Raw genomic sequence first — 25,106 nt, 5'->3', positions numbered from 1 at the left:
GTGGGGGTGGGTGCGTGCGTGGTCATCCGGCTGATGCGCTCCCGTCGTGCCGGTTGGTGTGCTCGGGGCGGGACAGGTGCGCGGGGCTCGCCTGGGGTATGCGCGCCGGCGTCACGTCCGCCGCCGTGAAGTCCGCGGCCGTGAAGTCCGCGGCGAGGGCGTCGGGTCCGAGCTGGTCCGGGTGCTCGGACTCCAGGTGCTGCTGGGCCTCGGCGAGGCCGACGCCGCGCTGGAAGGCGGCCATCAGTCCGGGGTCGTGTCCGGCGAGGTGCTCGGGTTCCTGCCGCGGCGCGGGACCGTCGCGCAGTTGGGGGGCGAGGTGTTCCTGGGCGCGGCGCTTGGGCAGGTGGGGCTTGCCCATGGTGCCGCGCACGGCACTGGAGCGCGGGATGGGCGGCGCGACGGTGTGCTCGGCGACGACCGCCCGGTCCTCGGGGCTGATGCCGGGCACGGCCTCCGCGATGGTGCGCCGCTCCTCATGGGCGCCGCGCACCGGCAACGGCACGGGCCCGGAGCCGTTCGCCCTGGGCGCCGCGGCCCGGGGGCCCGGCCGCTGCGACGGGGCGTGTGCGGGGGGCGGCCCGGCCACCTGCGGCTGCGGCGCTTGCGGGGCTACGGCGGTCCCGGTGCCGCCGGGCGCGCTGCCGAGCAGGCCCTGCGGTACGACGAGGACGGCCTGCACTCCGCCGTAGATGTTGGTCTGGAGCCGGACGTTGATGCCGTGCCGCTTGGCGAGCTGGGAGACCACGAACAGGCCGATGCGGCCGTCCGCCAGCAGGCTGGCGACGTTGACCTGGTCGGGGTCGGCGAGCAGGGCGTTCATCCGCTCCTGTTCGCCGACGGGCATGCCCAGGCCGCGGTCCTCGACCTCGACGGCGAGCCCGGAGGTGACGAGGTTGGCGCGCAGCAGCACCTGGGTGTGCGGGGCGGAGAACACGGTGGCGTTCTCCACGAGTTCGGCGAGCAGATGGATGACGTCGGCGACGGCGTGTCCGCGCAGGGTGCCCTCGATCGGCGGCACGAGCTTGACCCGGGAGTACTGCTCGACCTCGGCGATGGCCGAGCGCAGCACCTCGGTCATGGAGACCGGGTTGCTCCACTGGCGGCGCGAGACGGCACCGCCGAGGACGGCGAGGTTCTCGGCGTGGCGGCGGATCCGGGTGGCGAGGTGGTCGACGTGGAAGAGGCCCTTGAGCAGGTCGGGGTCCTCGATCTCGTTCTCCAGCTCGTCGAGGATCGAGATCTCGCGGTGCACCAGCGACTGCAGGCGCCGGGCGAGGTTGACGAAGACCTCCAGCTTCTGTTCGCTGCCGGCCTGGCTGGACAGCTGTGCGGCCTGGACGACGGCGGTGACGGCCCCGTCGTGGGCGCGGGCCAGGTCGGCGGCGAGCAGTTCGAGGTCATCGGCGTCCTCGGGCGGGCCGCTGCGCGGTTTGCGCCGGGGCGGGCTGTCGCCCCGGCGCAGGGATTCGACCAGGGCGCGCAGGTCGGCCTCGCCGCGGGCGCTGCTGCGGCGCAGGGCGCCGATGCGTTCGCTGACGTACCTGGCGGTGCGGTCGGCGGCCACGGCGGCGATCACGATCCCCGAGAGGGCGACCGCGCCGGCGCCGGCGAGCATGCCCCACAGGGTGAGGCCCGGCCGGGCGCCGGTGGTGCGGACGGTGAACAGCACGGCCGCGCAGCCGGCGAGGGCGACCGCGACTGGGGGCAGCACGGCGAGCCGCAGGAGCTGCGGCCGTATGTGCGTCTCGGGCAGGCTCGGGGCGGGGCGGGCGACCGGCCGACCGTGCCGCCCGCCCTCACGGCGGTCTGCGCGTGCGGCCGGTGCGCGGAGGTGAGACATCGGTGTCCTCGTACTGTCCGTCGGGCGCGCCACCGGGCCGGGGCGCGGGCGGGCGCGGCGCCATCGCGGTGTCGGTCGGCGGGACCGAGGAATTCGGCCCTGCGTCGCCCGACGGACACTGACAGTAGTCGGCAACGCATCAGGTGCGGTGGGCAGTTGACAAACTCGTACGCGGAGCATCCACCTCTGGTATGAGCGCTCGTACGGGAGATCGACGGCCCGAAGCGGATCCCGCCACCGAACGCAAAAGCATCGATCACACCTGGTCGGAAGTGGTCACAGGCGGACGACGAGGGCCGGGAAGCCCTTCGCTTCCCGGCCCTCGTCGTCTGCCGTTTCTCCGACCGGCGTCAACCCGCCGACGCCGCTTTCACACCCTCGGGGGTTTTGGCCCGACCGTCACCCGCCGTGTCGGGGTGCGTCTGCCGCTGCTCAGCGGTCACCGGCCAGATCGAGGTCACCGCGGGCGCCCTCCTCGGGCGCGGCCACCGGCTCCGGACGGCGCCAAGGGTGCGGGAGCGGCGCCGAGAGCGAGCGCCACCAGGGCTGGACGGGCAGCAGTCCGGCGGGCTCGAACGGCTCGCCGGGCCGCGGGAAGGCGGCCGCCTGGCCGGCCTCGTCGGCGGCGTCCCGGGTCCACTCCCCGGGCTCCGCCCACGCGTGCGTGGCGAGGTTGAAGGTGGCCCAGTGGATCGGCAGCAGCACGCCGTGCGGCTGTCCGCCCTGGAGGTCGAGGTGGGCGCGCATGCCCTCCTCGGGCGTCATGTGGATGTCCGGCCAGAAGTCGCTGTACGCGCCGATCTGGATCATCGTCGTGTCGAACGGGCCGTACGCGGCGCCGATGTCGTTGAAGCCCTCGAAGTACCCGGTGTCGCCGCTGTGGAAGATCCGGTGCTCGGAGCCGGCCACGGACCAGGAGGCCCACAGCGTGTGCTGGGTGTTGCGCAGACCGCGGCCGCAGAAGTGCCGGGCCGGGGTGGCGGTAAGGGTGAGCCCGCCGACCTTGGCCGACTCGTGCCAGTCCAGCTCGCGCAGCCGGTCGGGGGAGACGCCCCAGCGCTCCAGGTGGGCGCCGACGCCGAGCGGCACGGCGAACACGGTGTCCGTGCCGGCCAGCGCCCTGATGGAGGGCAGGTCCAGGTGGTCGTAGTGGTCGTGCGAGATGACGACGACGTCGACCGGGCCGAGCGCGGCCAGCGGCAGCGGCGCCGGGTGCAGTCGCTTGGGCCCGGCGAAGGAGAACGGGGAGCAGCGCTCGCCCCAGACGGGGTCGAAGAGCACCCGGTGCCCGTCGATCTCCGCGAGCACGCTGGAGTGGCCCATCCAGGTGATGCGCAGTCCGGTGGCGGGCGGGCGCGCGAGGTCGGCGAGCGTGGTGGAGTGCACGGGCACGCTGCCGCGGGGGGATCTGCGCGGGCGCTCGTCCTTGGCGAAGAAGACCTTGGCGAACTCCAGCATCGAGCCGGAGGGCCGGGTCCGGGCGAGTCCTCCGGGGTTCTGGAAGACGCCGTCCTTGAAGTGGGGCGATCTGCGGATGCGCGCCAGGCGCTCGCCGCTCGGCTCCGCGCCGAAGCCCGCCGGCTCCAGCGCACGGAGCACGGAGCTCAGGGAACGGAAACCGGTCACGGTACCTCCATGTGGAGTCGTCGAGGCATCCCATTATGGTCGGCCCCTCCGACAACGCCCTCGGCCCGGCCCGCCACACTCGACCGCACCCTCGTCACGCGCCTCACCCTGTTCCTTGGGCCCCGGTACGCCGGGCGTGGCGGCGGTGAGGATCGCCGACGTGGCGTCGGCGCTCGGCGTGAGCAACGTTCTGGTGCTGTACCACTTCTCCAGCAAGGAGAAGCTGGTCGCCGCCGCCTTCGCCCACGCGGCCGAGGACCCTGGCCCAGTTGCGCAAGCTGCTCGGGCGCCGGACGACCGCGCTGCGCCGGTTGCGCGCGCCCGTGCGCCGGTACGCGCCCACCGGCCAGGCCAAGGGCTGGCGGCTGTGGATCGAGGGCTGGGCCGCGGCGCTGCGCGAACCCGCGCTGCGCGAGGTCACCCAGACCCTCGACACGCAGTGGAAGGCGGCCCTAGCCGAGGTCATCGCCGAAGGGGTGGCCGCGGGCGAGTTCCGCTGCCCCGACCCGGCCGGCGCGGCCCTGCGCCGGACGGCCCTGCTCGACGGGCTCGCCGTCCAGCGGACGTCCTACCCGGGCGCGCTGTCCCGCGCGCGTGCGCAGGAGTGGGCCGACGAGGCGCTGGCCCGGGAACTGGGTGTGGAGCGGGAGGCGTTGACCGCGGCGGCGCGGTGAACCCCGGAATCAGTCCAGCTCGTAGACGGCCGTGACCCGGACGTCGTCCTGGATCTCGCCGGGCGCGATCGGCACGCCCACCCCGCTCCCGGCCACGTCGGCGGGGGCCGGGACCGGGGAGGGCCCGCCCGACACGCCCTCGGTGAGCGAGATCAGCCGGCCCAGGTGCCGTCCGCTGAGCCGGGCGTACTGGAGCGCCTTGGCGTGCGCGTCCTTGTGCGCGGCCGTACGCGCGCGTGCCCGCAGTTCGGTGCGGTCGGCGACGTCGAAGACGACCCCGTGGATACGGCCCGCGTCGCCGGTGGCGTCCGTGACGGACTGCAGGATCAGTCCGGTCCGCGCGACCATGCGGATCTTCAGGGAGAAGTTCTGCGCGGCCTGATACCCCGTCAGCGTGGAGTTGCCGTCCTGGTACTTGTACACCGGCGTCAGGGACAGCCCCTCGGTACGCACGTCCTGCTCGGCCACCCCGCGCTCGCGCACCGCGTTCAGCAGGGCGTTCGCGGCCTTGCTCTGGGCGTCCTGGGCGGCCTGCGCGGTCTTGCCGACGGCCTCGACGCCGACGCTGACGACGGCCAGATCGGGAACGGCGGTCGCGGAGCCGACCCCGGTCACCGTGATGGTCGACGACACCGGCGAGCTGCGCACGGCCGAGGTGGCGGGGCCGGCCGGAGCCTGCACCGAAACAGCAGCGGGGCTCGCCGGCGCGGCACCGGCGCCGGCCAGCGCGGTCGCCGGAGCGGCCGCGAGGAGCGGCAGACCGAGGGCGAGGAGGGCGACGGCGACGGTGGCGGTGGGACGGGGCAGCGGTACGGTCATGGCCGACCTTCCGGGCGTGCGGACGGGACGGGCCCATCCCAGCACCGGGGTCCGCACGCGCGCGTGCACCACTCCCCCGCCGTCACCTCACTGGTCGAGCCCGCCCCGGCCCCGGGCCTGCCTCAGACGGCCGTCTCGATCCACATCCTGATGTCGCCCGGCGACAGACTGCCCTTGGCGATCACATGGTCGCCCGACGACTCCCCCCGCAGCCGCCGCCCGAACCACGGCACCAGGTACTCGCGCGCCCACTGCACATCGTCGCGCCGGATCTCCAGGGTCCCGCGCGGCGGCAGCGGCGGCCAGGGCTGGTCCGGGTCGGCCGGTACCTCCAGACCGAGGACCTGTCCCGCGCGCAGCGCCACCCGCGTGTGCCCCTCGGGCGACAGATGCAGCCGGTCGGTGTCCCAGGCGCGCCGGTCCTGCACGGTCTTGAGGGACCACAGGTCCAGCACCGGGCAGCCGTACCGGTCGGCGATGGCCCGGACATGGAGGTTGTACGTGGCGATCTTGCCGCGCAGATGCTTCAGCACCGGCACGCCACGGGTGTCGAAGCCGGTGGTCACCATGACGGTGCCGGCGGCCTCGGTGAGCCGGGCCACGGCCCGCTCGAACCGCTCGGCGACCTCGTCGGGGTCGGTGCCGGGCCGGATGATGTCGTTGCCGCCGGCGCAGAACGAGACCAGGTCCGGGGCGAGTTCGAGCGCCCTGGGGAGCTGGTCGGCCACGATCTGGTCCAGCAGCTTCCCGCGTACGGCCAGGTTCGTGTAGCGGAAATCCCCCTCGGGGCGGCGGTCCGCGAGCAGTACCGCGAACCGGTCGGCCCAGCCGACGAACGCCCCGTCCGGGCCGGGGTCGCCGACGCCCTCGGTGAAGCTGTCCCCCAGCGCCACGTACGACCCGATCACTGCTCTGTTGTCACTCTTCGAATCGTCTGCCACATCGGGTCATGATTCACCTTCTAATGTGACCTACGCGACCGTAGGCAGGGGTTGACGGTCGGTGAGATACCCCACTCTTCAAGGCTTCACCAATTCCGGAATAAAAACACCGAAGGCCGGACCCGGGGATCTGGGTCCGGCCTTCGGTGGCGTGTCGGACAGGTGGTTCCTCAGCGGCGCGTCCGTCAGACGGAGACGCCCTTCGCGCGGAGGTAGGCGACCGGGTCGACGTCCGAGCCGTAGTCCGGCGTGGTGCGGATCTCGAAGTGCAGGTGCGGGCCGGTCGAGTTGCCGGTCGAGCCGGAGAGACCGACCTGCTGGCCCGCCGTCACCGACTGGCCGCTGGAGACGGACAGCGAGGACAGGTGGGCGTACTGCGCGTAGTGGCCGTCGGCGAGCCGGATGACGACCTGGTTGCCGTACGCGCCGGCCCAGCCGGCCGAGACGACGGTGCCCGCGCCCACGGCCTTCAGGGAGGTGCCGGTCGGCACGACGAAGTCGACGCCGGTGTGGTAGCCGCTGGACCACATGCTGCCCGCGACCTTGTAGGCGGTGCCGACCCCGGCGCCGGAGACGGGGGAGCTGAAGCCGCCGGCGGAGCTCTGCGCGGCCTGCGAGGTGGTGGCCGCCTCGGACTCCGGAGCCTGCGAGGACTCCGCGGCCTCGGAGGACTTGGCGGAGCTCGACGAGGAGGACTCGGCGGACGAGGACTTCGTGGAGGACTTGGCGGCCGGCTTCTCGGCGGTGTCCGTCGTGGCGGCTCTCTTGCCGATCGACAGCTTCAGGCCGGGGTGGATCAGCGCCGGGTCGTCGCCGACGGCCTCACGGTTGTCCGCGTAGAGCTTCTCCCAGCCACCGCTGACGTTCTGCTCGTTCGCGATCTTCGAAAGGTAGTCCCCCGAGCGCACCGTGTACGTCGTGGCGGTGGCCTTCTTCGCGGTGGCCTTCTGCTCGGCCGCCTTCTTGTCCGCGGTCTGGACCGACTGAACGGCCTTTTCCGGAACGGACTGCGACGGGGCCGCGTGGGCGCCGGTGGCCCCCAGGAGCGGGAGGGCGAGTGCGGCGCCACCGGTGCCGGCGACGGCGATCGAGCGAGTGAAGCGCAGGGCCTTGGGACGGCGGTGCTTACCCTTCGCGGGCATGGCGATTTCCTCTCCGGCGCCTACGAGGTGAGCTGTCGGGTGCGGACTGGAGATGTCCGGCCGCGCGCTGGGCGCGACTTGACCCCGAGCCTGTTCCGGGAACCGGACCAGGCGGTGGTGCCTGTGGGTCCCCCGCTCCTGCCGTGCACGGGTGAGTGGGTGCGGGTTCCGAGCAGCGGCAGGATTAGGCGTTCCGCTCGGAGTGGTGGCGAACGTAAGCGACCAAGACGCAAAGGGACAAGCAGAAGGTTCCACATGAAGCCGTACCTCTTGATCCCTTGTGGGAATTCCTCGTCACTTTGCGTGCATTAAGGAGGGGCCGTTCCCGCAAACGCCCTTGAGAAACGGGTGAATTACGTGAACATGACGGGCGACACTCGGTCACGGATATGACGCTGCTCACGTGACGCTGCTCCACACCCCTTTATCCCAGAGCGAGTTGGAAGGAAGGCTGCAATTCGGACAGAACGCTCAGAAGCGGCGCAGATGGAGAACTGTCACATCATGGTCGACGCGCTAACCGGCGGTGAATCAGCAGGGTTTCCACGGTGTTCGCCCGTTTTGCCGCATTCAATGAGCGGCCGGTATGCATGTCGTATCGTCAAGGCGTGCCCGTCGGCGAGCCGAGCCGGCGGGATCCGGTGGGAGGAGCCCCAGTGACGCAGCAGGTCCCGTCGACCGAGCCCGAGCTGGCCGGAGTGCGCAACTTCCGTGACGTGGGCGGGCTGCCGACCACGGACGGACGGCGGGTGCGCTACGGCGTGCTGTTCCGCAGCGGCCACCTCGCGCACGCGACCGAGCAGGACACGGCGTTCCTCGACTCCCTCGGCCTGCACACGATCTTCGACTTCCGCAATGTGGCGGACCAGAAGCTGGAGGGCCCCGACGTCGAGCTCACGGGTGTCCGGAATGTGAACCTCCCGCTGTCGGACCCCGCGGACGGCGCCGAGTTCTGGAAGATGGTCCGCGACGGCGAGATCGAGCAGCTGCGGCAGATCCTCGACGACGGCAAGGCCGCGAACCGGATGATCGAGTCGTACCGCACGATCGTCAAGGAGCGCACCGCCGAGCACTCCCAGGTGCTGCGTTCCCTGGCCGAGGACAGCGTTCCGGCCCTGATGCACTGCGCGGCGGGCAAGGACCGGGCCGGCCTGTCGATCGCGGTGACGCTGCTCGCCCTCGGCGTGGAGCGAGAAGCGATCCTCGCCGACTACCTGGAGTCCAACGCCAAGCACCGCCGCTACAAGGTGCAGCGCAACAACACCCACACCCCCGAGGTCATGGAGTTGCTCAGCCCGCTCTTCGACGCGCGCGCCGAGTACCTCACGGCGGCCTTCGACACCATCGAGGAGACCTGGGGCGACGTCGACACCTACCTGGAGCAGGGGCTCGGCATCACCGCGGAGATCCGGGAGCGGCTGCGGGAGCGGCTGCTCGACTGAGCCCGGCGGCTACTGCCCGGCCCCCAGCTCGAAGAGCAGATAGATGAACGCGGCGAAGACATGGCCCACCGCCAGGTAGATGACCAGCCGGATCCACAGGGCGCGCGGGAACTTCTCCTCCATGTCGCTCATGGCGTCTCTCCGGGGGTCGGGCCCAGGCACAGGGCGGCCGTGGGGCTCTGCAGCAGGGTGTGGACGAACAGCAGCTCCACGCCGTCCGCGTCCAGGGCGGCGATGCGGTGCGGGGTGAGCGAGTCGAAGTGGGCGCTGTCGCCCGGTGCGAGCCGGTGCGCGGTGTCCCCGAGGCGCAGCCTCAGCCGCCCGGTGAGGACGTAGAGCCATTCCTCGCCGGGGTGCACCCGCACGATGTCGCCCTGGGAGCCGAAGGGGACGTGCAGCCGCAGCGCCTGCATCCCCCGGCCGGGCGCGCCCGCCTGCCGGTACGTCCAGCCGCCGGCCGCCGTCGGTTCCATGTCGGCGGCGCGGATGACGGCGTCCCGGTCGGCGACCGTCTCGCCGAGCAGTTCCGAGACGGTCGTACCGTAGATGCGCGCGAGCGAGAGCAGCATCGGCAGCGAGGGCTGGCGCTGTCCGGTCTCCAGACGGGAGAGGTGGGCCGGCGACAGACCGGCGGCGCGGGCCGCGGCCTCCAGGGTGAGGGCGGCCTGGCGTCGCAGGGCTCGCAGCTGCGGCGCCACCGCGGGCAGGTCGCCGTCCGGCCCGGTCTCGGGAGAGCTCATGCCCTCCATTCAGCCGGAGCCTTGCCTCTACGGCAAATTTCTTGCCTCAGAGGCAAGCCCGCCACGGGGTGGCCCTACCGGTTGGCGACGGCCTGCTTCACCAGCGTCTTGCCGAAGTCCCACATCAGCCTGCCCCCGCTGTGCGCGTCGTCCATCACCTCGGTGAAGGCGTCCACGAACCGCTCGACCTCCCGCTCCCCGACGATCAGCGGCGGAATCAGCTTGATCACCTCGAGGTGATCGCCGGAGACCTGGGTGAGGATCCGGTGCCGCTGGAGCAGCGGTACGACGACCATCTGCGCGAAGAGTCCCTTGCGGGCCGCCTGGAGCATGGTCCACCGGCTGCGCAGCTTCAGGGAGGAGGGCCGGCCGAACTCGATGCCGATCATCAGGCCCCGGCCGCGTACGTCGGCGAGCAGCTCGTACTTGTCGACCAGGGCCGCGAGCCGGGACTTCAGCAGCTCGCCGGTGGCGCGGGCGTTCGCGACGATCTGCTCGTTCTCGATGACCGAGAGCACGGCGAGGCCGGCCGCCATGGCCTGTGCGTTGGAGCCGAAGCTCGCCGAGTGCACCAGCACCCGGTCCATCGAGGAGTAGACCTTCTTGAAGATCCAGTCCTTGCCGAGGGTGGCGCCGACCGGCACATAGCCGCCGGAGAGCGCCTTGGCCACGCAGACCAGGTCCGGCTCGACCCCGTCCTCGTGCTGGTAGGCGTAGAAGTCCCCGGTCCGGCCGAGCCCGGTCTGCACCTCGTCGGCGATGAGCAGCGCCTTGTGCCGGTGCAACAGGTCCTGGGCGGCCCGCAGATAGCCGGGCGGGGCCTCGTGCACGCCCTTGCCCTGGATCGGCTCGACGATCAGGGCGGCGACGTCGCCCTTCTTCAGCTCCCGGGCCAGGGCGTCGAGGTCACCGAGGGGGACGGCGGTGTCGGACAGCAGCGGCCCGAAGCCGTCGCGGAAGCCGTCCTCGCCGTTCACGGACAGGGAGCCGGTGGTCAGGCCGTGGAAGGAGTGGTCGCAGTACAGGACGCGCGCCTTGCCGGTCGCCCGCCGGGCGAACTTCAGCGCGGTCTCGACCGCCTCCGTGCCACTGTTGCCGAAGAACACCCGGTCCAGGTGCGGGCTGTGCGCGAGCAGCTTCTCGGCGAGCAGTCCGGGCAGGGGCTGGCAGTCGAAGCGGGTGAGGTCGGCGAGCTGGGCGTCGAGGACGTCGTGCAGCGCCTTGCGGACGACGGGGTGATGGCGGCCGAGGCCCATCACCCCGAACCCGGCGAGCATGTCCAGGTGTTCCTGGCCCTCGGCGTCCCAGAAGTAGGCGCCCTCGGCGCGCTCGTAGACCTTGTCGAAGCCGATGGTGTGCAGCATGCGCGGGAGCTGGTGGTTCAGGTATCTGCCGTGCAGCTCGTAGCGCTCGGCTCCGCGCTCGGCCAGCAGTGCGCCGAGGTCGAACTCCGTGGTCATTCCGCTGTCTCCTTGACTGGCTCCTGGACGGCCAGGCTCGCGCCGATCCGTCCGGCGACCTCGACGGGGGTGAGGCCGATGTCGGCCAGTACCTCGCCGCGTTTGGCGTGGGCGAGGAACTGCTCGGGGATGCCGAAGCGCCGTACCGGCACGTCGACGTCGGCGTCACCGAGGGCCAGCGCCACGGCGGCGCCCACCCCGGCGGCCCGGCTGTTGTCCTCCACGACGGCCACCAGCCGGTGTCCGGCGGCCAGCGCGGGCAGCGCCGGGTCGACGGGCTTGACCCAGCGTGGGTCCACCACCGTGCAGTCGATGCCCCGGGCCGCGAGCAGCTCCGCGGCCCGGAGGCAGACGGGGGCCATCACGCCGACGGCGACCAGCAGCACCTCGGGCCGCTCCCCGCGGTGCAGCACGTCCAGGCCGCCGACCCGGTCCACCGCCGGGATCGCCGGGCCCACCGACTCCTTGGGGAACCGGACGAGGGTCGGCGCGTCGTCCACGGCGACGGCTTCCCGCAGCTGCGCCCGCAGCTGGTCGGCGTCGCGCGGCGCGGCGATCCTGAGGCCGGGCACGACCTGGAGGATCGACATGTCCCACATGCCGTTGTGGGAGGCGCCGTCGACTCCGGTGACCCCCGCCCGGTCCAGGACGAAGGTCACCCCGCACTTGTGCAGGGCCACGTCCATCAGGAGCTGGTCGAAGGCGCGGTTGAGGAAGGTGGCGTAGACGGCGACGACGGGATGGACCCCGCCGGTGGCGAGCCCCGCCGCGGACACCGCGGCATGCTGCTCGGCGATGCCGACGTCCCAGACCCGGTCCGGGAACCGCTGGGCGAACCTGCCGAGCCCCACCGGGTGCAGCATGGCCGCCGTGATCGCCACGACGTCCTCGCGCTCCTCCCCGATCTTCACGATCTCGTCGCCGAACACCGACGTCCAGGAAGGCCCGCCCGCGGGGACGAGGGACTCGCAGGTGAGCGGGTCCATCGCACCGACGGTGTGGAAGTGGTCCTCCTCGTGCGCGAGGGCGGGTTCGTAGCCGCGGCCCTTCTCCGTGAGGCAGTGCACCAGGACGGGCCCGTGGAAGCGCTTCGCGCGGCGCAGCGCGGACTCGACGGCGCCGATGTCGTGCCCGTCGATGGGCCCGACGTACTTCAGGCCCAGGTCCTCGAACAGGCCCTGCGGGGCGAAGGCGTCCTTGAAGCCCTTCTTGGCGCCGTGCAGGGACTCGTAGAGGGTGTGGCCGACCAGGGGCGTGCGCAGCAGGACGTCCTTGCCCCAGGCCAGGACCCGTTCGTAGCTGTCGGTGGTGCGCAGGGTGGCGAGGTGGTTGGCCAGGCCGCCGATGGTCGGGGCGTAGGACCGCTCGTTGTCGTTGACGACGATGATCAGCGGCCGGTCCTTGGCGGCCGCGATGTTGTTCAGCGCCTCCCAGGCCATCCCGCCGGTCAGCGCACCGTCGCCGATGACCGCGACGACATGGCCCTTCCCGCCCTGCACCTGGCGGGCCTTGGCGAGCCCGTCCGCCCAGCCCAGCGCCGTGGAGGCGTGGCTGTTCTCTACGATGTCGTGCTCGGACTCCTCGCGCGAGGGGTAGCCGGACAGGCCGCCCTTGCCGCGCAACTTGGAGAAGTCCTGACGCCCCGTCAGCAGCTTGTGCACATAGCTCTGATGGCCGGTGTCCCACACGATGCGGTCGACCGGCGACTCGAAGACCCGGTGCAGGGCGACGGTGAGTTCCACCACCCCCAGGTTGGGCCCGAGGTGCCCGCCGGTCCTGGCGACCGCGTGCACCAGGAACTCCCTGATCTCCTCGGACAGTTGCCGAAGTTCCGGCTCGGACAGCGCCTTCAGGTCGCGTGGTCCCCGGATGCTCTCCAGAATCGTCATGTGCGGGCCCCCTTCGGTCCGTGGTGCTCAACTCACGGTGACGGCCGGCTCCCCCGACCCGACGCCGTCCTGCTCCATCCGCTCGGCGATCTTCATCGCCTCCTCGATGAGGGTCTCCACGATCCTCGACTCGGGCACGGTCTTGACGACCTCGCCCTTCACGAAGATCTGCCCCTTGCCGTTGCCGGAGGCGACCCCCAGGTCCGCCTCCCGCGCCTCGCCGGGACCGTTGACCACACATCCCATGACGGCCACCCGCAGCGGCACTTCCATGCCCTCCAGGCCCGCCGTCACCTCGTCGGCCAGCTTGTAGACGTCGACCTGGGCGCGCCCGCAGGAGGGGCACGAGACGATCTCCAGACGCCGCTGCCGCAGGCCCAGGGACTCCAGGATCTGGATGCCGACCTTGACCTCCTCGGCGGGCGGCGCCGACAGGGACACCCGGATCGTGTCGCCGATCCCCCGGCTGAGCAGCGCCCCGAACGCCACCGCCGACTTGATCGTGCCCTGGAAGGCGGGACCGGCCTCCGTGACTCCCAGGTGCAGCGGGTGGTCGCACTGCTCGGCGAGCAGCTGATAGGCGCTGACCATCACCACGGGGTCGTTGTGCTTCACCGAGATCTTGATGTCCCGGAAGCCGTGCTCCTCGAACAGCGACGCTTCCCACAGGGCGCTCTCCACCAGCGCCTCGGGCGTGGCCTTCCCGTACTTCCGGAGCAGTCGCCGGTCCAGCGAGCCCGCGTTGACCCCGATCCGGATCGGCGTGCCGTGGTCGGCCGCGGCCCGCGCGATCTCCTTGACCTTGTCGTCGAACTGCTTGATGTTGCCGGGATTGACGCGTACGGCCGCACAGCCCGCCTCGATCGCGGCGAACACGTACTTGGGCTGGAAGTGGATGTCCGCGATCACCGGGATCTGCGACTTGCGCGCGATGGTCGCGAGGGCGTCCGCGTCGTCCTGCGTGGGGCAGGCGACGCGGACGATCTGGCAGCCGGACGCGGTGAGTTCGGCGATCTGCTGCAGGGTGGCGCCGATGTCGGACGTGCGGGTGGTGGTCATCGACTGCACCGACACCGGGGCCCCGCCCCCGACCGCCACCGGTCCGACCTGGATCCGTCGCGACCGTCGCCGCTCGGCGATCGGCCGGGCCGGTACCCCGGGAACACCCAAGGGGATGGCGGTCATCAGGTCACTCCCGGTTTCCGCTGACCGTCTCACGCATCGCGCGCAGCGACTCCTTCAGGGAGCCCATGGTGGCGAGGACGGCGGTGGGCTCGTAACCGCAGTGCGCCATGCAGTTGGCGCAACGCGGGTCCTTGCCGCGGCCGTACTTGTCCCAGTCGGTCTCCTCGACGAGTTCGCGGTACGTCGGCACATAGCCGTCGCTCATCAGGTAGCAGGGGCGCTGCCAGCCGAAGAGCGAGTAGTTCGGGATCGCCCACGCGGTGCACGGGAAGTCGACCTTGCCCTCCAGGAAGTCCAGGAAGAGCGGGGAGTGGTTGAGCCGCCACTTGCGCCGGTTGCCGCCCGCGAAGGCCTTCTTGAACAGTTCGCGGGTCTGCTCCACACCCAGGAAGTGCTCCTGGTCGGGGGCCTTCTCGTAGGCGTAGGCGGGCGAGATCATCATCTCGTCGACCTTCAGGTCGTCGTTGAGGAAGTCGAGGACCTCGATGATGGTCTGCGGGGTGTCGGTGTTGAAGAAGGTGGAGTTGGTGGTGACCCGGAAGCCGCGCCGCTTGGCCTCCTTGATCGCCTCCACCGCCTCGTCGAACACGCCCTCCTTCGCCACCGACTCGTCGTGGCGCTCGCGCAGGCCGTCGATGTGCACGGCGAAGGCGAAGTAGGGCGAGGGCTTGAACTTGTCCATCTTCTTGCGCAGCAGCAGGGCATTGGTGCACAGGAAGACGTATTTCCGCTTGGCCACCAACTGCCGCACGATCTCGTCGATCTGCGGGTGCATCAGGGGCTCACCGCCGGCGATCGACACCATCGGCGCGCCGGATTCGAGCACCGCGCCCACGGCCTGGGCGACCGGCATGCGCTGCTTGAGCACGCCCGCCGGATGCTGGATCTTGCCGCAACCCTCGCACTTGAGGTTGCACGCGTACAGCGGTTCCAGCTCCACGATGAGCGGGAACTTGTCGCGCTTGCGGAGCTTTTGTTCAGCCAAGTAAGTAGCGACCTTGATGGACTGACGCAGCGGCATGGCCATCTGGCTCACCTCCTGGGGAGCAGCAAAGAACGGTGCCATTCGAAGAAAGCGGGAAGGACCGACCTGAGAACACGGAAGGCAGATATTCCCCCGCGTACCGTGCCGATCCGGACCAGTTCATGTTCTGGAGCGTCCACGACCACCCGTACGGCCGCAACGGGGCGCTCGCCCGCGCGCACGGCGCTCAGGAGCGTCGCGGCCGACTCCATGTCGACCGCGATGGCGCCGGTCGCGCGCAGACCGGACCGTTCCTGACCACGGACCACATGATCGGAGCCGGTGAGCGGTCCGGTGTGCACGGTCCGTCCCGGCACCGCGCGGGTGAGTTCCTTGACCAGCAGTTCGGTCGCCACGCACACAGTGGTGCCGCGCGGATCCCGGGTCTCCTCGGCGACGACCAGGTCGCCGGGGTGCATCCCGGGGGCGAGGCCCGCGCAGAAGCCGGTGGCGAGCACGGCGGCCCCGGCCAGCGCCGGTTGCGCGAGGACCCGGGTGACGGACCGCTCGGCCGCCCGGGGTCCCATGCCGGTCCGCACCACGGTGACCGGCCCGCCGGCGCCACGCTGGTCGCCCGTGCGCAGCGCCAGGCGCTCGATACCGAGCGCGCAGGCGATCAGCAGCGGGGCCGCGGCGGGCTGTGCGCTCATCAGCCCCCCTTGGCGTCGGCGAAGGGCTCCCCGTGCACGTACCGGCCGAGCGCGGTGAGCGGGAAGACCTGCCGGTAGAGGTGGTAGTTGATGGAGAAGTCCCAGGGGAACCCGGTGCCGGTGAAGTACGGCTCGTCCCAGGAGCCGTCCGCGCGCTGGGTGGCCGCGAGCCATGCCACCCCGCGCTCCACGGCCCGGGAGTCCCGCTCCCCCGCCGCCAGCAGCGCCATCAGCGCCCACGCGGTCTGCGAGGGGGTGGAGACGCCCCGGCCGCTCCAGCCCTTGGCGTCCCGGTAGGAGCGCAGGTCCTCGCCCCAGCCGCCGTCGTCGTTCTGGACGGACTCCAGCCAGGCCACGGCCCGGCGGATCGCCGGGTGCGCGGTGGGGATCCCGGCGGCCGTGAGGGCGGGGACGACGGATCCGGTGCCGTAGACGTAGTTGACGCCCCAGCGTCCGAACCACGAGCCGTCCGCCTCCTGTTCGGCGAGCAGCCACTGGATGCCCCGCCGGGTGCGCGGGTCGTGGGCGAGGCCCTCCACGGCGAGCATCTCCACGACGTGCGCGGTGACATCGGCCGACGGCGGGTCGATGACCTCGCCGAAGTCGCAGAACGGCAACCGGTTGGGGAAGGGACTGGTGTTGTCGACGTCGAAGGCACCCCAGGCACCGTTCCTGGACTGCATCCCGAGGCTCCAGCGGACCCCGCGCCCGATCGCCTTCTCCACCCGCTCCGGGTCGTGGTGGCGGACCCGGCGCAGCGCGAGGACCACCTCGGCGGTGTCGTCGATGTCGGGGTAGTTGTCGTTGTGGAACTCGAACGCCCAGCCCCCGGGCGGCAGTTGGGGGCGCTTCACGGCCCAGTCACCGGGCCGGACGATCTCCTCGCCGAGCATCCAGTCGGCCGCCTTGACCAGTTGCGGATGGTCGGCGGGCAGCCCGGCGTCGGCGAGCGCGATGGTGGCGAGGCAGGTGTCCCAGACCGGGGACTGACAGGCCTCGATCATGCGGGCGCCGTCCTCGCGCCAGACGGCGAAACGGTCCAGCGAGGCGAGCCCCTCCCGGATCACCGGGTGCTGGAGGTCGTAGCCGAGCAGGTGCAGGGCGATGATCGAGTACACCGCGGGGGGCTGGATGCCGCCCCAGCAGCCGTCGTTCTCCTGGCGCTCGATGATCCAGCGGGCGGCGGTGTTCATCGCGGCCCGGCGCAGCCTGCGCGGGGCGATCCGGCGCAGCTGGTGCAGCGCCTTGTCGAGCCGTTGAAAGGCGCCGTCCCAACTCGCCGCCGGAGCAAGGGGCTTGGACGGGTTGGGGTTCGCCGGATCGGTGTGCAGTTCGTCCAGCGGGAAGGGCGCGGGGCGTACCGGCCGCTTGGCGGAGACGATCGTCAGCGGGACGATGGTCTGCCGGGCCCAGCAGCCGAAGTCGTAGATGTTGAGCGGCACCCAGGTCGGGAACCAGATCAGCTCGGGCGGGAGTTCGGGCAGGTCCTCCCACTTCCACCAGCCGAACAGGGCCAGCCAGATCCGGGTGAACACCCGGGCGGCGGCGATCCCGCCGCGGGCCCTGATCCAGGCCGACGCCTTCGCCATGTGGGGCGCGTCCGGCGCGTCGCCCGCCAGGCGCAGCGCGACATAGGCCTCGATGGTGGCGGAGAGGTCGCCGGGGCCGCCGTAGAAGGTGGCCCAGGTGCCGTCCTCGCGCTGCTCGCCGCGGATGAACAGGGCGGCGGCGTGGGCGGTGGACTCCTCCAGGATGCCCAGGAACTGACGGAGCAGCAGATCCTCGGCGTCCATGGTGACGTTCGTCTCGAGGTCGCCCTTCCACCAGCCCTCGGCGTCCTGCCGGGACAGCAGGAAGTCGGTGGCACGCCGCATGGCGTGCTCGGCGGCGTCGTGAACCCCCGCCGCCGCGGGGGTGATGCTGTCGGTTTCGCTGGCCGCGGCAGCGCGGGGCGGCAGGGCCCCGGTGCTTCCGTCGGTCGTCGCTGTCATGGCTTCCCCTTCGTGCAGTGTGCAAATGGTGCTCTGCTGTGGGTCCGCCGTCGGCCGGTGCGCGCTTGCTCGCGCCACCGGCCGGCGACTACGCGAGGGCTATTCGACCGATAGTGATCATCTCTTTCGTACGACGACGAAGTCGGCCAGCGCCGTGAACTGGGCCCGCACCCGGTCGGGCATGTCGACGGCGTCCAGGGCTTCGATGGCGACGGTGTGCTGACGGCGGGCCTCTTGCGCGGTCCACTCGCGGCCGCCCGCCTCCTCGATGAGCGCGGCGCGGGTGGCGAACTCCTCCTCGGAGAACGTCTCGAAGTCGCTGCTCTCGGCGTCGGCGGCGAGCAGCTCGGCGAGCTGCTCGGAGGCGGCGCCGCCCGCCGCGAGCGCGGCCACGACCGGAAGGGACTTCTTGCGCTGGCGCAGATCGCTCCAGGTCTGCTTGCCGGTGGAGACCGGGTCGCCCCAGATGCCGAGGAGGTCGTCGACGGCCTGGAAGGCGAGGCCGAGGTGGTAGCCGTACTTCTCCAGGGTGTCGGCGGTGCGGTCGTCCGCGCCGCCGAGCACCGCCCCGATGGAGCTGGCGCAGGCGAGCAGCGCGCCGGTCTTGTTGCCCTCCATCTCCAGGCACTCCTCGACGCTGACGCGGTCGCGGTGCTCGTAGGACATGTCCTGGGCCTGTCCGTCGATCAGCGCCCGGGTGGCGCTGGTCAGCCGGCGGGTGGCGCGGCCGGCCCGGACGGTGCCGAGCTCCAGGAGCAGCTCGTTGGCGAGGGCGAACAGGGCGTCGCCGACCAGGATGGCCTGGGCGGGGCCGTGCACCTTCCACACCGTGTCGCGGTGCCGGCGCTGCTCGTCGCCGTCCATCAGGTCGTCGTGCAGGAGCGAGAAGTTGTGCACCAGCTCGACGGCGACCGCGCCGGGGATGCCGACCTCGGGGGCGGCGCCGGTGACCTCGGCGGAGAGCACGGCGAGGGCGGGGCGCACGGCCTTGCCGCCGTCGCCGGCCGTGGGCCTGCCCTGGGCGTCGATCCAGCCGAAGTGGTAGGCGGAGACGGTGTCCATGGGAGGCGCCAGGCGGTCGATGGCCGCCCGCAGTACCGGTGTGGCCAGGGTCCGGCCGCGTTCCAGGAGCGCGGTCACGTCCACCGCCTCGGAAGCCGTCGAGGCCGGGGGCACAGGGGGCACAGTCTCTCCTCTTGTTGCGGTACCGGGGGTGCGGGGACCAGCCGCGCGCTGATGCAGCATCAGGCCGCCTCCTCGACTTCGAAGAGGTGGCGGGGGCGGGGCCGGCCCAAGGCGCTCAGCGCGGCGTCGGCCGCGCTCACACCGCTGCGGACCGCACTCTCCATGGTCGCGGGCCACCCTGTGGCGGTCCACGCTCCGGCCAGATAGAGGCCGGCGGCCTTGGTGCGGGTGCCGGGCCGCAGCCGCCCGACACCGGGGGTGGGGGCGAACGTCGCCGTGCGCTCCCGGGTCACGAAGAAGTCCTTCACCTCGGCGCCCCGGGCCAGTGGCAGCAGCCGGGCCAGCTCCGGCAGGTACTTCTCGCGCAGCTGGGCCACCGGCGCGTCGATCTCGTGGTGGGCGGCCGACTGCGACAGCGCGAGGTACTGCCCCTCGCGCAGACCGGAGGAGTCCGTCCGGTCGAACACCCACTGCACCGGAGTGCCGAGGGCGGCGAAGAAGGGGGCGCTCAGCACCGGGCGGTCGTAGACGACATGGACGTTCAGGATCGGCGCGGTGCCGATGTCGAGCAGCCGTCCGGGGTCGTCCAGGGCTCCCTCGGGCAGCAGGTCGTGGGCCTCGCTCTGCGGTACGGCGAGGACGACGGCGTCCGCCCGGAGCGTCGCGCCGGGCACCTCGACGCTCCAACGGCCGTCGCCGTCAGGGGAGATGGAGGTGACCCGGGTACGCGTCTGGGTGCGCACGCCCGCGGAGTCGAGTGCCTTGCGGGCCAGCCGGTCGTGCAGGTCGCCCAGCGGGACATGCGCCCATCCGATGTCGGCCGCGCCGGGGTCGGAGAGCAGACCGGTCTTGAACACCATCGCGGCGAGCCCCAGGGAGGCGTCCTCCGCGAACGCGTTGAGGGTGGCGATCCCGACCAGGTTCCACAGGGCCGTGACGGCCCGCGGGGACTGCCCGTGCGCGGCCAGCCAGGTGCCGAAGTTCTGCGCGTCCAAGGCCGGATCGGCGAGGTCGAGCGACATCAGCGCGAGCGCGGCACGCCCGACGGCGGCGCGCTCGGCGAGGGAGAGGTGCGGGTAGGTGGCGAGGCTGCGCCCCAGGTGCAGCGGTACGGGCAGCGGGTCGCGCCGGATCCGGCCGAGCCGCCGCCCCTCGGGCTTGGCCAGGTCGAGTACGGGCACGTCGAGACGATCCTGCAACGGCGCCAGCGCGGTGCCCTCGATCCGGTCGAGGAACCAGCGGTAGGCGGTGCAGCAGCGCAGGTAGACATGCTGGCCGTTGTCGACGGTGAGGTCGCCGCGCTGGAAGGAGAAGGCGAGTCCGCCGAGGCGGGGCCGCCCCTCCAGAAGCGTCACGCGGACTCCCGCGTCGGCGAGCGCCAGCGCCGCGGTGATGCCGGCGAGGCCGCCGCCGACCACGACGGCATGGCCTTTGGTCGTGATGCCGTCGGTCATCGTGTGCCCTCCCCCGAACGGCCGCCGCGGTGCTTCAACGGTGCACGGCCGGCCGTCTCAGTCAGGGACGCCGCCGCGCCGCGGAGGGTTGCCTGCCACTTGTCGCCGGTGGCTTCGCCTCGGACCGGTTCGTCCATCAGGCCCGCCTCCTGTTCGGCCGCCGCGTCACATGCCGGGTGTCGAGACCGGAAAGGCCGCGCACGGCCACGTACGCCTTCTCCCGTCCGGGCAGGGAGACGCGCCCGCGCAGCACCGCCTCCGGCTCGCGCTCGATGCGGTCCAGCAGGCGGCGGTAGATGCCGGCCATGGCGGCGACGCAGGCGCCGCTGCGCCGGTCGAGCATCGGCAGCAGCCGGTAGCCCTCGGCGAAAAGGGCGCGGGCCCTGCGCACTTCGAAGTGCACGAGGCCCGCGAAGTCCGCGCCCTCCGGCACGGCCGGCCCGGCGAACCCGGCCGAGCAGCCGAATTTCGCGAGGTCGTCGGCGGGCAGGTAGGTACGGCCGCCCTCCGCGTCCTCGCGCACGTCTCTCAGGATGTTGGTGAGCTGCAGCGCGAGCCCGAGCGTGTCCGCGTACTCCGGCGCGCGCTCGGCGCCGCGCGCCCCGGGCTCGGTGCCGAACACACCGAGCGAGAGCCGCCCGATGGCGCCCGCCACACAGCGGCAGTACACCTTCAGGTCGTCCCAGGTCTCGTACGTCTCGCCGCGTACGTCCATCAGCACGCCGTCGATCAGCTCGTCCAGGCCGTCGAGGGGGATCGGGAAGACCTCGGCGGCATGGGTGAGGGCGACCGCGACCGGGTCGGTGTCGTCCTCGTCGACCGCGCCGTCGCGCACCCGGGTGAGCAGCGCCCGGGTGTCCTCCAGTCTGGCGACCTTGACCCCGTGGGCCAGAGCGCCGTCGCCGATGTCGTCGACACGGCGCGAGAACGCGTACAGCGCCGACATCGCGCGCCGCTTCGGCGTCGGCAGCAGCCGGATGCCGTACGCGAAGTTGCGTGCCTGCTGTCCGGTGACGGCCTCGCAGTAGCTGTAGGCGGCGAGTACCGGTGCGGACGCGTGTGGTGCGAACTCCACAGTCCGGATCACCCCTCTCCTCGCAGAGTCACGCCCACCTCGCGCAGCAGCTGGATCTTGCCGGGCTTGGGCGGGCCGGGAAGTACGTCGAAATCGGCGGCGGCGATCGCGTGGATCGCCGCCCTTCCCCCCGCCACGAACCCTGCGAGCAGCAGTCTCAGCCTGCCGTGGACGCTACCCACCAGGGGGGCGCCTTCATTCAGGAGCTCGCGGGCGCGTTGGGCCTCGAAGGCGATCAGTGCGCGCACCGATGCCCCCGCTGTGGTCTTGGCGAGATCCGCCTCCTGGACGTGAAAGCGCTTCATGTCCGCGGCGGGCAGGTAGACGCGGTCGCGGCCGAGGTCCTCGGCGACGTCCTGGAGGTGCTCGACGATCTGCAGGGCGGTGCAGATCGCGTCGGAGCGGCGGATCCGCTCGGGGGTGGCGGTGCCGGTCACGCCGAGGACGAGATGTCCGACGGGGTTGGCGGACAGCGCGCAGTAGGCGAGCAGGTCGTCGTAGCTCTCGTAGCGGCTGACCAGCTGGTCCTGGCGGTTGGCCGCGATCAGGGCGAGGAACGGCTCGGGGGTCAGCGAGCAGCGGCGGACCGTGGGCTGCAGGCGGCGCAGCAGGGGGTGCCGGGGCGTGGCGTCGAACACGCGTCGCAGGTCGGCCTCGAAGGCGTCCAGCATCAGCAGCCGGTCGTCGGCGTCCGTGGCCGGCACGCCGAGCAGCCGCGCGTCGGCGCCGCCGGGGGCCAGATCGCCGTCGCCGATGTCGTCGACGAGGCGGGCGAAGCCGTAGACGGCCATGAGGTCGGTGCGCCAGGCCCGGGGCAGGAAGAAGGGGGCCACGGGGAAGTTCTCGTGCGCGGCCTTGTCGAGCGTGCCGCGCTCCGCCTCACCGGCCGGCGGCATGCCGGTTCCCGTCACCGCGGGCTGCCCGGGGCGGGGACGGCACATGGTGCGTTGCGCAGGGGAGTTTCCGTAGCCATTGCCGTCACATCTCCCGTTCTACACCGCCGACCCAATACACACTATTTCGGACACGCCGCCCAGCGGTCCGCGCGGCCTCCCCGTAGAGGGTGAGGGGCATTATCGCCCCACTTGCCGCGATTGGGGACCGGTACAGCTTACGTTGTACAACGCACGGCGGTTCGCCGGGGTGTCCTGCGCATCACAAGAACACACCGATTGGTCCCAAGATTCCTGAGAACGACCGAAGTTGACGTTTCCTTTGCAGACGCGGAGCCCCGCCGGACGGGTTCCGGCGGGGCGACGGGAAGCGGGCTCGGCCGGGTGCGCCGGTGCGGGGTGGACTACTTGCCCGTGAACTTCTCGTACTCCTTGAGGACCTCGTCGGTCGGGCCGTCCATGCGCAGCTCGCCGCGCTCCAGCCACAGCACCCGGTCGCAGGTGTCACGGATCGACTTGTTGTTGTGGCTGACCAGGAACACCGTGCCGGCCTCCTTGCGCAGCTCCCGGATGCGCTGCTCGGAGCGCTTCTGGAACTTGCGGTCGCCGGTGGCCAGGGCCTCGTCGATCATCAGGACGTCATGGTCCTTGGCGGCGGCGATGGAGAACCGCAGCCGGGCCGCCATGCCCGAGGAGTAGGTGCGCATCGGCAGGGTGATGAAGTCGCCCTTCTCGTTGATGCCCGAGAAGTCGACGATCTGCTGGTAGCGCTCCTTGATCTCCTCGCGGGACATGCCCATGGCGAGACCGCCCAGGATGACGTTCCGCTCGCCGGTCAGGTCGTTCATCAGGGCCGCGTTCACCCCCAGCAGCGAGGGCTGGCCGTCGGTGAAGACCTTGCCCCGCTCCGCCGGGAGCAGCCCCGCGATGGCCCGCAGCAGGGTCGACTTGCCGGAGCCGTTGGAGCCGATCAGACCGATGGCCTCGCCGCGGTAGGCGACGAAGGACACGCCCTTGACGGCGTGCACCGTGCGCACCCCCCGCTGCGTGTCGTCGGAGCCTCGCCTGAGGATCCGGCTGAGCGCGGCGGGGGCGCTGCCCTTGCCCGCCTTGGCGCCGTTGACGCGGTAGACGATGTGCAGCTCGTCGGCGATGACGGTGGGAACCCGGGTGTCAGCCACGGCCGTACCTCTCCTCCGCCTTCCAGAAGTACACGAAGCCGCCGACCGCGCAGAGCAGGGCCCAGCCGCCCGCGACCGCCCAGACGTGGTTCGGCAGGTTCTCCGAGCCGTAGCCGTCGATCAGCGCGAAGCGCATCAGGTCCATGTAGATGGCGGCCGGGTTCCACTGCAGGACGTCCGCGATCCACTGCGGCTTGTCGGCGAGCATGATCGGGATCGAGTACATGACGCCGGAGGCGTACATCCAGGTACGCATCACGAACGGCATCAGCTGCGCCAGGTCCGGGGTCTTGGCGCCGGCCCGGGCCATGATCAGGGCCAGACCGGTGTTGAACAGGAACTGCAGCGCCAGCACCGGAACCATCAGCAGCCAGGACACGTCCGGGTAGCTGCCGAACGCACAGGTCACCGCGACCAGCACGACCATCGACGCGAGCAGCTGCTGGAGCTGCTGGAGCGAGAAGGACACCGGCAGCGAGGCGCGCGGGAAATGCAGCGCGCGCACCAGGCCGAGGTTGCCGGAGATCGCGCGGACGCCCGCCATCACCGAACTCTGCGTGAAGGTGAAGACGAAGACGCCGGTGACCAGGAACGGGATGTACACCTCACGGGACATGCCCCGGTCGGCTTCCAGGATGACGCCGAAGATGAAGAAGTACACGGCCGCGTTCAGCAGCGGGGTCACCACTTGCCAGAGCTGGCCGAGCTTGGCCTGGCTGTACTGGGCGGTCAGCTTCGCCCGCGAGAAGGCGAGGATGAAGTGCCGTCGGTCCCAGAGCTGGCGGACGTACTCGAGGAGCGAGGGGCGGGCGCCGCTCACGCTCAGCCCGTACTTGGCGGCCAGCTCGGCCGCCGTGAGGCCCTCGTCGGGCGACGGCGGCGCGGTCACCGCGACCTGTCCGTCGTGCGTTGTCTCACTCACTGGTGGAAACTTTCGTCTTCGAGATGCGCAGCCTGTGCGGGCTTGCCGTGAGCCTGAGGCCGGGGTGCGGACCTCCTGTGCTGTCAGTGAAGCTTGTCAGACGACAGGAGGACGGCCCAGCCGGGTCAGCCGCCACACCGTACGCCACTTCATGGGCCGACGGGGGCCGCACGGGCTCGTCCAGCCTTCCCGGAATCCGCCGAACCATGCCTTGAGCGCGGGCCGCGAGGGGCGGCGTATCAGGGTCAGCAGCATCCATACGCCCAGGTAGACGGGGACGAGGAGCGCGGGGAGGTTGCGGCGGGCGAGCCAGACCCGGTTGCGGGCGACCATGCGGTGGTAGACCGCGTGCCGGGAGGGGGCGGTCGTGGGGTGGTACAGCACCATGTCGGACCGGTAGTCGATCGACCAGCCCGCGTCGAGGGCCCGCCATGCCAGGTCGGTTTCCTCGTGCGCGTAGAAGAATTCGTCCGGCAGGCCGCCGACTTCGGCGAAGACCTGGGTGCGGACGGCGTTGGCGCCGCCGAGGAAGGTGGTGACCCGGGAGGAGCGCATCGGGTCGGCGGCGCGCAGCCGGGGGACGTGGCGGCGCTGGGTGACGCCCGTGTCCGGGTCGGCGATGCGGAAGCTGATGATGCCGAGCCGGGGGTCCGCGGCGAAGGCCCGGCGGCAGAGCTCGGCGGTGTCGTGCTGGGCGAGGAGCCCGTCGTCGTCGAGGAAGAGCAATATGTCGACGTCGCGGCCGCTGGGGCCGAAGGCCTCGATGCCGACGTTGCGGCCGCCGGGGATGCCCAGGTTCTCCTGCAGCTCGATGGTGCGGACGCCGTCGGGCACGTCCGGGACCGGCGAGCCGTTGCCGACCACGACCACCTCGACGCGGTCGCCGTCCTGCTTGGCGATCGAGTCGAGGAGGGCGCGCAGTTCGTCGGGGCGGTTGCCCATGGTGATGACGACCGCCCCGACCTTCATC

Annotated in this window: 22 protein-coding genes, 1 pseudogene and 1 riboswitch; of the genes and pseudogenes, 2 read left to right on the top strand and 21 right to left on the bottom strand. The window is 71.6% G+C overall.

The window, feature by feature from the left end; genetic code table 11:
* Window positions 1-22: 22 nt before the first annotated feature.
* Both ACWD11_RS25340 and ACWD11_RS25335 read right to left on the bottom strand, forming a co-directional pair.
* Entirely contained in the window at window positions 23-1,843 is a 1,821-nt protein-coding gene (locus ACWD11_RS25340) for an ATP-binding protein (RefSeq protein WP_451285692.1), read from the bottom strand.
* Window positions 1,844-2,275: 432 nt separating this feature from the next.
* The gene (locus tag ACWD11_RS25335; RefSeq protein ID WP_451285690.1) at window positions 2,276-3,469 is read right to left on the bottom strand and encodes an MBL fold metallo-hydrolase; all 1,194 of its coding nucleotides are present in this window, start codon (window positions 3,467-3,469) and stop codon (window positions 2,276-2,278) included.
* 115 nt (window positions 3,470-3,584) lie between these two features.
* Here ACWD11_RS25335 and ACWD11_RS25330 point away from each other — a divergent pair.
* Window positions 3,585-4,143 (top strand): annotated as a pseudogene (locus ACWD11_RS25330) (TetR family transcriptional regulator C-terminal domain-containing protein).
* Between the two features lie 9 nt (window positions 4,144-4,152).
* Here the strand turns inward: ACWD11_RS25330 and ACWD11_RS25325 are convergent.
* From ACWD11_RS25325 to ACWD11_RS25315, 3 genes are all read right to left on the bottom strand, one after another.
* On the bottom strand, window positions 4,153-4,962 hold the full coding sequence (locus tag ACWD11_RS25325; RefSeq protein WP_451285688.1) for an SIMPL domain-containing protein: 810 nt from the start codon (window positions 4,960-4,962) through the stop codon (window positions 4,153-4,155).
* Window positions 4,963-5,084: 122 nt separating this feature from the next.
* Window positions 5,085-5,870, bottom strand: a complete 786-nt coding sequence (locus tag ACWD11_RS25320) for an SGNH/GDSL hydrolase family protein (protein WP_389419219.1) — start codon at window positions 5,868-5,870, stop codon at window positions 5,085-5,087.
* 218 nt (window positions 5,871-6,088) lie between these two features.
* Window positions 6,089-7,045, bottom strand: a complete 957-nt coding sequence (locus ACWD11_RS25315) for a peptidoglycan DD-metalloendopeptidase family protein (RefSeq protein WP_451285686.1) — start codon at window positions 7,043-7,045, stop codon at window positions 6,089-6,091.
* A gap of 2 nt (window positions 7,046-7,047) precedes the next feature.
* Window positions 7,048-7,217, bottom strand: a riboswitch (cyclic di-AMP (ydaO/yuaA leader).
* Window positions 7,218-7,701: 484 nt separating this feature from the next.
* Between ACWD11_RS25315 and ACWD11_RS25310 the strand changes: the two genes are divergently transcribed.
* On the top strand, window positions 7,702-8,487 hold the full coding sequence (locus tag ACWD11_RS25310; protein WP_451285684.1) for a tyrosine-protein phosphatase: 786 nt from the start codon (window positions 7,702-7,704) through the stop codon (window positions 8,485-8,487).
* Between the two features lie 9 nt (window positions 8,488-8,496).
* On the opposite strand, the gene ACWD11_RS25305 is transcribed toward ACWD11_RS25310, so the two are convergent.
* The 16 genes from ACWD11_RS25305 to ACWD11_RS25230 form a co-directional block, all read right to left on the bottom strand.
* Complete coding sequence (locus ACWD11_RS25305) at window positions 8,497-8,619, bottom strand: DUF6126 family protein (protein ID WP_389419075.1); 123 nt, start codon at window positions 8,617-8,619, stop codon at window positions 8,497-8,499.
* Complete coding sequence (locus tag ACWD11_RS25300; RefSeq protein ID WP_451285682.1) at window positions 8,616-9,227, bottom strand: helix-turn-helix domain-containing protein; 612 nt, start codon at window positions 9,225-9,227, stop codon at window positions 8,616-8,618. Before ACWD11_RS25300 ends, ACWD11_RS25305 begins: the two co-directional genes overlap by 4 nt.
* A 74-nt stretch (window positions 9,228-9,301) precedes the next feature.
* Window positions 9,302-10,687 (bottom strand): aspartate aminotransferase family protein, encoded by a 1,386-nt coding sequence (locus ACWD11_RS25295; RefSeq protein ID WP_451285680.1) that lies wholly within the window; start codon window positions 10,685-10,687, stop codon window positions 9,302-9,304.
* Window positions 10,684-12,576, bottom strand: coding sequence for a 1-deoxy-D-xylulose-5-phosphate synthase (gene dxs, locus ACWD11_RS25290; RefSeq protein ID WP_389419078.1), 1,893 nt, complete (start codon window positions 12,574-12,576; stop codon window positions 10,684-10,686). Before dxs ends, ACWD11_RS25295 begins: the two co-directional genes overlap by 4 nt.
* Window positions 12,577-12,603: 27 nt before the next feature.
* Window positions 12,604-13,761 (bottom strand): flavodoxin-dependent (E)-4-hydroxy-3-methylbut-2-enyl-diphosphate synthase, encoded by a 1,158-nt coding sequence (ispG, locus tag ACWD11_RS25285; protein ID WP_451285678.1) that lies wholly within the window; start codon window positions 13,759-13,761, stop codon window positions 12,604-12,606.
* Window positions 13,762-13,765: 4 nt separating this feature from the next.
* The gene (gene hpnH / locus ACWD11_RS25280) at window positions 13,766-14,788 is read right to left on the bottom strand and encodes an adenosyl-hopene transferase HpnH (protein WP_389419080.1); all 1,023 of its coding nucleotides are present in this window, start codon (window positions 14,786-14,788) and stop codon (window positions 13,766-13,768) included.
* Between the two features lie 5 nt (window positions 14,789-14,793).
* Window positions 14,794-15,435 carry a phosphorylase family protein gene (locus tag ACWD11_RS25275; protein ID WP_389419081.1) on the bottom strand — a complete coding sequence of 214 codons (642 nt, stop codon included), beginning with the start codon at window positions 15,433-15,435 and terminating at the stop codon, window positions 14,794-14,796.
* Window positions 15,435-17,426, bottom strand: a complete 1,992-nt coding sequence (gene shc, locus ACWD11_RS25270; protein ID WP_389419082.1) for a squalene--hopene cyclase — start codon at window positions 17,424-17,426, stop codon at window positions 15,435-15,437. The genes ACWD11_RS25275 and shc overlap by 1 nt, the downstream gene beginning before the upstream one ends.
* Before the next feature lie 117 nt (window positions 17,427-17,543).
* Window positions 17,544-18,671, bottom strand: coding sequence for a polyprenyl synthetase family protein (locus tag ACWD11_RS25265; RefSeq protein WP_389419083.1), 1,128 nt, complete (start codon window positions 18,669-18,671; stop codon window positions 17,544-17,546).
* The gene (gene hpnE, locus ACWD11_RS25260; protein ID WP_389419084.1) at window positions 18,671-20,065 is read right to left on the bottom strand and encodes a hydroxysqualene dehydroxylase HpnE; all 1,395 of its coding nucleotides are present in this window, start codon (window positions 20,063-20,065) and stop codon (window positions 18,671-18,673) included. The genes ACWD11_RS25265 and hpnE overlap by 1 nt, the downstream gene beginning before the upstream one ends.
* On the bottom strand, window positions 20,062-20,202 hold the full coding sequence (locus ACWD11_RS25255; RefSeq protein WP_389419085.1) for a DUF6380 family protein: 141 nt from the start codon (window positions 20,200-20,202) through the stop codon (window positions 20,062-20,064). The genes hpnE and ACWD11_RS25255 overlap by 4 nt, the downstream gene beginning before the upstream one ends.
* Window positions 20,202-21,152 (bottom strand): presqualene diphosphate synthase HpnD, encoded by a 951-nt coding sequence (gene hpnD, locus ACWD11_RS25250; RefSeq protein WP_451285675.1) that lies wholly within the window; start codon window positions 21,150-21,152, stop codon window positions 20,202-20,204. The genes ACWD11_RS25255 and hpnD overlap by 1 nt, the downstream gene beginning before the upstream one ends.
* On the bottom strand, window positions 21,149-22,036 hold the full coding sequence (gene hpnC, locus ACWD11_RS25245; RefSeq protein ID WP_389419087.1) for a squalene synthase HpnC: 888 nt from the start codon (window positions 22,034-22,036) through the stop codon (window positions 21,149-21,151). Before hpnC ends, hpnD begins: the two co-directional genes overlap by 4 nt.
* A gap of 401 nt (window positions 22,037-22,437) precedes the next feature.
* Entirely contained in the window at window positions 22,438-23,214 is a 777-nt protein-coding gene (locus tag ACWD11_RS25240; RefSeq protein WP_389419088.1) for an ABC transporter ATP-binding protein, read from the bottom strand.
* On the bottom strand, window positions 23,207-24,136 hold the full coding sequence (locus ACWD11_RS25235; RefSeq protein WP_389419089.1) for an ABC transporter permease: 930 nt from the start codon (window positions 24,134-24,136) through the stop codon (window positions 23,207-23,209). The genes ACWD11_RS25240 and ACWD11_RS25235 overlap by 8 nt, the downstream gene beginning before the upstream one ends.
* Window positions 24,137-24,232: 96 nt before the next feature.
* Entirely contained in the window at window positions 24,233-25,105 is an 873-nt protein-coding gene (locus ACWD11_RS25230) for a glycosyltransferase family 2 protein (RefSeq protein WP_389419220.1), read from the bottom strand.
* Window position 25,106: the final 1 nt, after the last annotated feature.

The sequence above is a fragment of the Streptomyces sp. NPDC002776 genome, from assembly GCF_053592195.1.
This window is presented reverse-complemented; position numbering and strand designations above follow the sequence as displayed.